Here is a 6,560-nt window from a genome sequence, read left to right as displayed (position 1 = left end):
GGCAATGCCGAGGCCGATGGCGGCGCCGGTTCCGATGCCGCGACGTCCGCCGCGGTAACCGTAGCCGTGACCATAGCCATGCCCGTATCCGCCGTGGAAACCGTACGGACGGGCCTCGGCGCCGGTCGTGGCGGCGACGCTGCCGAGGGCCAGGGCGGCGGCGGTGGCGATGATACCGATCTTGCGCATGACGTTCCTTCTCGATCCGTGATCGAACATGCCCACTAACGTGGCTGCACAACGAACGGTTCCGAGTTTTCGTATGCGGATTTTGATAACCATGATCGCCTGAACGACGGTTCATCTCCGACCCATACGATAGAATCACTGCCGGTCGCCCGGGCATTCGCAAACGCCCGCCGCTGGTCTTGTGAATACTTTCCGCATCGCAGTGGGTCTAAACCTGCGGCTGTTGCGCCGAGGGTGGGGGCGGCGCTGTCCGACCGCCCGGTTCCCGTCTTACGCCGGCTCAGGCGGACGGAGATCCCGATCTCACCCTCGTCCTGAGGCGTGACCGAGCGAGCCCTCAGCGATCGCATGGCTGGCCGGAGGGCTCCCTAGAGGTCTCCGCTGCGCGCCCTCGTCTCAAAATGACGGCGCGGACGGGAAAGACCAGTCCAACGCAATCTCAGCCGGTATGACGCCGGCTCGTGCATCCCGTTCCAGGTGGAAACTGCTTACCTACGCTTGCGCCGCGACCGGCGCGGTTCCGGAGAGCCGACCCCATGGATGCCCTCACGCTGATCCGCGATACCTTCGCGCCGCTCGCCGGCAAGCGCATCCTCGACATCGGGTGTGGGCCCGGGACCCTGGCGAAACGGCTCACGGAGGACGGCGCCTCGGTGACGGGCGTCGACCCGGGCGAGGCGGCCCTGGGCAAGGCCCGGGAGGCCGTGCCGGCCGCGCGGTTCGAGGCCGCCTCGGCCGAGGCCCTGCCGTTCCCTGACGCGCATTTCGACGGCGCCGTGATGTTCAACGCCCTGCACCACGTGCCCGACCCCGCCGCCGCCCTGCGCGAGGCGGCCCGGATCGTGGTGCCGGGCGGGACCCTGGTGGTGGTGGAGCCCCTGGCCGAGGGCAGCTTCTTCGACGCCCTGCGGCCGATCGAGGACGAGACGGCGGTCCGCGCCGCCGCGCAGGAGGCCATCGCGGTGGCCCTGTCGGGTGGTGCCTTCCTGTGCCGTCAGGACGTGACCCTGGCACGGCGCGAGAGCTTCGCCGACCTGGACGGTTTCCTGGCGCGGGTCAGCGCGGTCGATCCCGCCCGGGAGGCAACGATCCGAGCCCGGCGGCCGATCGTGGAGGCGGCGTTCCGGGGCGCGGCCGAGCGCGAGGCCGACGGGCGCTACTCCCTGGTCCAGCCCCTGCGCATCCACGTGCTCCAGCCGGCCTGACCGGGATCAGGCGTAGCGGCGCTTGGCCAGCCGATCGAAGGCGATCAGCTCTTCGAGCAAAGCCGGCAGGTCGCGCAGGGCGACCATGTTGGGGCCGTCCGAGGGGGCCCGGTCCGGATCCGGGTGGGTCTCGATGAACACCCCCGCGACGCCGACCGCCACGGCGGCCCGGGCCAGCACGGCGACGAATTCGCGCTGGCCACCGGAGCTGGCGCCCTGCCCGCCCGGCTGCTGCACCGAATGGGTGGCGTCGAACACCACTGGCGCGCCGTGGGTCACCTGCGCCATGATCGGCAGGCTGCGCATATCCGAGACGAGGGTGTTGTAGCCGAACGAGGCGCCGCGCTCGGTGACGATGACGTTGGGGTTGCCGGCCTCCGTCACCTTGGCGGCGACGTGCTTCATGTCCCAGGGGGCCAGGAACTGCCCCTTCTTGATGTTGACCGCCCGGCCGGTGGCGGCGGCCGCCAAGAGGAGGTCGGTCTGGCGACACAGGAAGGCCGGGATCTGGAGCACGTCCACCGCCTCGGCGGCCGGCGCGCAATGCTCGGCGGCGTGCACGTCGGTCAGAACCGGCAGGCTCAAGGATTCGCGGATCTCGGCGAAGACCGGCAGGGCGCCTTCGAGGCCGATGCCCCGCGCGGCGCTCCCGGAGGTCCGGTTGGCCTTGTCGAACGAGGTCTTGAACACGAGGCCGATCCCTAGGTCCGCGGCCATCTCCTTGAGCGCTGCGGCGATTTCCAGGGCGTGATTGCGCCCTTCGAGCTGGCAGGGGCCGGCGATCAGGGTCAGCGGCAGGTGGTTTCCGAAGCGCGCCGCGCCGACCTGGACGACGGGACCGGGTGTTGCGTGTGTCGACATGGGCTGCGCTCTACCCCGCGCGGCGGATTCGCGAAACCCCGGCCCGGGGTGCGACCCGGCAGACCGTGAGGTCGTCCCGGAGCCCATCCGTCCGGGGGCCGGTCTCGCACAGCATCAGCGCCTGGCCGGTGCCCCCCCGTCGCGGCGCGTCGGCCAGCAGGCTGTCCTGGTGCAGGTTGAGCGCCAGCACCTCGACCGCCTGCGGCTCCGCGCCGGTGAGCGCCCGGGCGGCCAGCCCGACCAGGACGAAGTACGCGATTGCGGGCTCCCGCTCGCGGGAGGCGATCGTGATCCGGGCCGGCGCCCGGCAATCGAGGCTCATCCGCTCGGCATCCTGGGCCCGGAACACCGCGTAGGGTCCCTCCCGGCCGGCGAGCGAGGCGCCCGTGATCCGGATCACCTTGGCGGCGAGCGCGTCGCAGGCATCCGCGGCCCGGGCCGGCACCGCGGCGAGGACCAGGGCGCCGATGAGGACGGCCACGGCGGGGAAGCGCATCGTCGGAAATTCCTTGTGGGGCTCCGGGCCACGGACCGGCGGGACGCGAGACAGATAGCGCGGGTCGGCGCGGCGGCGAAGATGCGCGTCCCCGCCAGTCGGACAGGGTATCCTGTAGACAGGGCGTCCTGCCCGCCCGATCTGAGCGGACGGCGCAACGCCCCTCGCCGCTCAAGCTTCCGGCAGCCCATGCTCAGATCCGTCCTCGCCCTCACCCTCCTGGTCGTGGCTATCCCGGCCCTCCCGCTTCCGAGCGCTGCTGCGGCCGAGCCGGCCTACGGGCCCGAACTCGAAGGGTTCGAGTACCCCTTCCCGGTCGAGCGCTTCACCCTCACGTCGCAGCGCCAGCCCGTGCAGATGGCCTATCTCGACGTGCGGCCCGCGACGCCGAACGGGCGCACCGCGGTGCTGCTCCACGGCAAGAACTTCTGCGCGGCGACTTGGGAGAGCCAGATCCGGGCTCTGACCGAGGCCGGCTACCGGGTGATCGCCCCGGACCAGATCGGGTTCTGCAAGTCGAGCAAGCCGGCCGCCTACCAGTTCACCTTCCGACAGCTCGCCGAGAACACCCACGCCCTCCTCGACAAGCTCGGGGTCGCGCGACCGATCCTGGTCGGCCATTCCACCGGCGGCATGCTGGCCGCGCATTACGCCCTGCTCTACCCGAAGGACGTGGCGCAGCTGGTGCTGGTCAACCCGATCGGGCTGGAGGATTGGAGCGCCAAGGGCGTCCCCCCGGTCTCGGTGGAGCAATGGTACCAGCGCGAACTGAAGGTCTCGGCGGCGTCGATCCGCGCGTACGAGACCGCGACCTACTACGCCGGCCAGTGGGAGCCGCGCTACGAGCCCTGGGTGACGATGCTGGCTGGGCTGAACGCCGGCCCGGGCAAGGAGGCGGTCGCCTGGGACTCGGCGCTCCTCTACGACATGATCCTGACCCAGCCGGTGGTCTACCGCCTGCCGCAGATCGCGGTGCCGACCTTGTTGATGATCGGCCAGAAGGACAACACGGCGATCGGCAAGGACCTCGCCCCGCCGGAGCTGCGGGCTTCGCTCGGGAACTACCCGGAGCTGGGCAAGGCGGCCGCCAAGGCGATCCCGGGGGCCAAGCTCGTGGAATTTCCGGTGCTGGGCCACGCGCCGCAGATGTCGGATCCCGAGGGGTTCAACACGGCATTGATCGCGGGGATCTCGGCGCCGTGACTGCGCGGGCGACACCGTAAAGCCGCGCGAACAATTCGGGTCGTGTTGTTCTTGCGAGACTTTCAGTGTTGCACCGGCGCTTGAGCACCCGCCTTGTCATCCCGGGGCTGCGAAGCGGAGCCCGGGATCCATAAACGCCGACGGATCAAGATCTTGTGCCATCGGCGGATCTGGATTCCGGGCTCGCCTGCGGCGCCCCGGAATGACGAGGTGGTATAACTCTGCGGGCGGACTTGGGCGCCGTCACGCAGGTCCTAGAAGCCTAAAAGTACGACTTCAGCACGCCGCGGCGGCGGACGTCGAGGGTGGCGCAGTGGAACGAGCCGCCGAACGGGCCATAGCTGAGGAACGGCGCCGGGATCGGGTCGAAGCCCCAATCCTTGAGCGCCTTGATCAGGGTCGGCTGGCTCTGGTCCACGACGATCTTCTTCTCGGTGATCGCCAGGACGTTGATCGAGGTCCAGGGCGAGCACATCGAGATCTTGCTCATGAAGCCCTCGACCGGGTCGGGGCGCGGGGCGATCAGCACGTCCCACTTCTTGAGCACGGCCGGCAGCTTCTCGACGTCGATGTAGTCCGGGTTCACCAGCACCTTGCCGGGTGCGAGCGGCATGAACGACGAGTCGATGTGCATCGGCTGCGGGCAGCGGCTCTCGATCTCGTGGATGCGGAAGCCCGGGCCGAGATGGCGGCGCAGCCACTCGATGCCCATCAGGTTGGTGACGTTCGAGCGGGTCACGAACAGGTCGCGGCCGCAGCGGACGAAGTCGGCGGCGTCGAAGACCGGCTCGAACTCGTTGACCGTGAATTGCATGGGCTCGCCGGCCTTCAGGTTCGGCACCCGGTAATCGTAGTTGTAGAGGTCGTCGGTCAGCTGCGGGCGCGGGGCCGAGGTCCAACGGGCGCCGGCGCGGAAATACTCCTTGAACAGCGACCGGTAGGCGTCGCCCTCGAAGTAGCGCGAGCGCCAGCACATCGGGCTCTCGATGATCTCGTCGCCGATGACCAGGTACGGGTCGCGCGGGCAGGCGACGCAGAAGCCCCGGGAGGTCCAGCGCGGCGCCTTGAATTTGCGGGAGAAGTCCACAGCGTCCGGGCGGCGGATCTTGACGCCCTCTCCGGCGAGGATCTTGATGAAGTTGTCGAGCTCCTGCTGCGCCAGCTTCTTCATGAACTTGGGGTATTTCCAGCCGCTGGCGAAGCGGTAGAACGGCTGGGCCGCCCGCGGCAGGTTGAAGATCACCGTGAGGTGATGGGTCGGGATGGTGGCGCCGTCGAGGGATCCGACGATCACCTCCTCCAGCGGGTCCCACTCGTTCCAGGCCATGACCGGGGAGTGAGGCGCCGGGACGCCGGGCTCCATTCCGCCCCGGAGGCCGCCGGCATGCGTGTCGTCGCTCACGGCCTCTACGGCCGTGATCGGTGATTCGCGCTCCATGACGTGTGCCCCTTCTGCGACGTGCCGCGGTCTTCTGCGCGGGCTCCTCGGCCCGGCCACCGCTTTGGCCCCCGGTGTGTCAAACGGGTGATAGACACCGGTAATCCGTGCTGCAACGTGGCAGAAACGTTCTTGGCCGCCCGGACCTATTTCTGCCGCGACCGTGACCGATTTCCCGCATCAAGCCATTTGCGAGCTTGAAAGACCATTATGAAGCGCCTGACGACCTTGGCCTCGATCGCCGGTCTCTGCACGGTCGTCGGCCTGTTCATGTCCTCCGGCCTGGAGGACGTGTCGGCCGCCGTCATGAGTGCCGGCTGGGGTGCCGCCCTGGTGGTGGTGGCCCGCCTGGCGGCCGTCGCCTGGGCGGGGCTCGGCTGGCACGTCGTGTTCCCCGCGAGCGTGGCCCGGCTCGGCGACTGCGTGGCGCTGCGGTTCGTGCGTGAGGGAATTAACACGCTGCTGCCGGTGGCGACGGTGGGCGGCGACTTCGTCGGCGCGCGGCTGATGTCCAAGCGCGGCGTCCCCGGCGCCATGGCCGGTGCCAGCATGTTCGTGGACCTGATGACGCAGGCGCTGACCCAGCTCCTGTTCACGGTGATCGGCCTCGGCCTGCTGGTCCTGATCGCGGGCGACGGGCCGATCGCCCGGACAGTGGCGGGTGGCCTGGCCGTCGCTGTGCCGGCGCTGGGCGCCTTCTACCTCATCCAGCGGCGTGCCGGGCACCGGATCATCCAGGGCCTGATGACCCGCTTCGCCTCCGGCCGTGAATGGCGCGCGTTCGGTGCCATCGACCAGCTCTACGACAGCCTGCGCCGGATGTACGGCAACCATGGCCGCTTCGTCGCGGCGCTGGCGATCCACCTCGTGGGCTGGGTCATCGGGACCCTCGAAGTCTACATCTGCCTGCATTTCATGGGCTACCCGGTCGACTTCGCCCAGGCGCTGGTGATCGAGAGCCTGGCCCAGGCGGTCCGCGGTGCGGCCTTCGCGGTGCCGGGCGCGCTCGGCGCCCAGGAGGGCGGCCTGATCGCGCTCTGCGGCCTGTTCAACATTCCGGCCGAGGCGGCCCTGGCCCTGTCGCTGGTCAAGCGCTTCGCCGATCTCGGCGTCGGCGTGCCGGGCCTGCTGCTGTGGCACCGGATCGAGGCCAAGCTCGCGGCCGAGA

6 protein-coding genes and 1 pseudogene are annotated in these 6,560 nt (G+C 69.6%); 3 read left to right on the top strand and 4 right to left on the bottom strand.

The window, feature by feature from the left end; translation table 11 throughout:
- Window positions 1-189 (bottom strand): annotated as a pseudogene (locus tag FV228_RS17330) (hypothetical protein); the annotation flags it as partial.
- A gap of 536 nt (window positions 190-725) precedes the next feature.
- Here FV228_RS17330 and FV228_RS17325 point away from each other — a divergent pair.
- Complete coding sequence (locus FV228_RS17325; protein ID WP_147855766.1) at window positions 726-1,394, top strand: class I SAM-dependent methyltransferase; 669 nt, start codon at window positions 726-728, stop codon at window positions 1,392-1,394.
- 6 nt (window positions 1,395-1,400) lie between these two features.
- Here FV228_RS17325 and kdsA read toward each other — a convergent pair whose 3' ends face one another.
- On the bottom strand, window positions 1,401-2,255 hold the full coding sequence (gene kdsA / locus FV228_RS17320) for a 3-deoxy-8-phosphooctulonate synthase (RefSeq protein ID WP_147855765.1): 855 nt from the start codon (window positions 2,253-2,255) through the stop codon (window positions 1,401-1,403).
- Window positions 2,256-2,265: 10 nt separating this feature from the next.
- On the bottom strand, window positions 2,266-2,751 hold the full coding sequence (locus FV228_RS17315) for a hypothetical protein (RefSeq protein ID WP_147855764.1): 486 nt from the start codon (window positions 2,749-2,751) through the stop codon (window positions 2,266-2,268).
- Window positions 2,752-2,940: 189 nt separating this feature from the next.
- Here FV228_RS17315 and FV228_RS17310 point away from each other — a divergent pair, with 189 nt between their 5' ends.
- Complete coding sequence (locus FV228_RS17310) at window positions 2,941-3,954, top strand: alpha/beta hydrolase (protein ID WP_147855763.1); 1,014 nt, start codon at window positions 2,941-2,943, stop codon at window positions 3,952-3,954.
- Between the two features lie 262 nt (window positions 3,955-4,216).
- On the opposite strand, the gene FV228_RS17305 is transcribed toward FV228_RS17310, so the two are convergent.
- Window positions 4,217-5,392 carry an amidinotransferase gene (locus FV228_RS17305; RefSeq protein WP_147855762.1) on the bottom strand — a complete coding sequence of 392 codons (1,176 nt, stop codon included), beginning with the start codon at window positions 5,390-5,392 and terminating at the stop codon, window positions 4,217-4,219.
- A gap of 210 nt (window positions 5,393-5,602) precedes the next feature.
- Between FV228_RS17305 and FV228_RS17300 the strand changes: the two genes are divergently transcribed.
- A partial coding sequence (locus FV228_RS17300; RefSeq protein WP_147855761.1) for a flippase-like domain-containing protein occupies window positions 5,603-6,560 on the top strand: 958 nt, incomplete at its 3' end.

Source organism: Methylobacterium sp. WL18, assembly GCF_008040015.1.
GTDB classification, from domain to species: Bacteria; Pseudomonadota; Alphaproteobacteria; order Rhizobiales; family Beijerinckiaceae; genus Methylobacterium; species Methylobacterium mesophilicum.
This window is presented reverse-complemented; position numbering and strand designations above follow the sequence as displayed.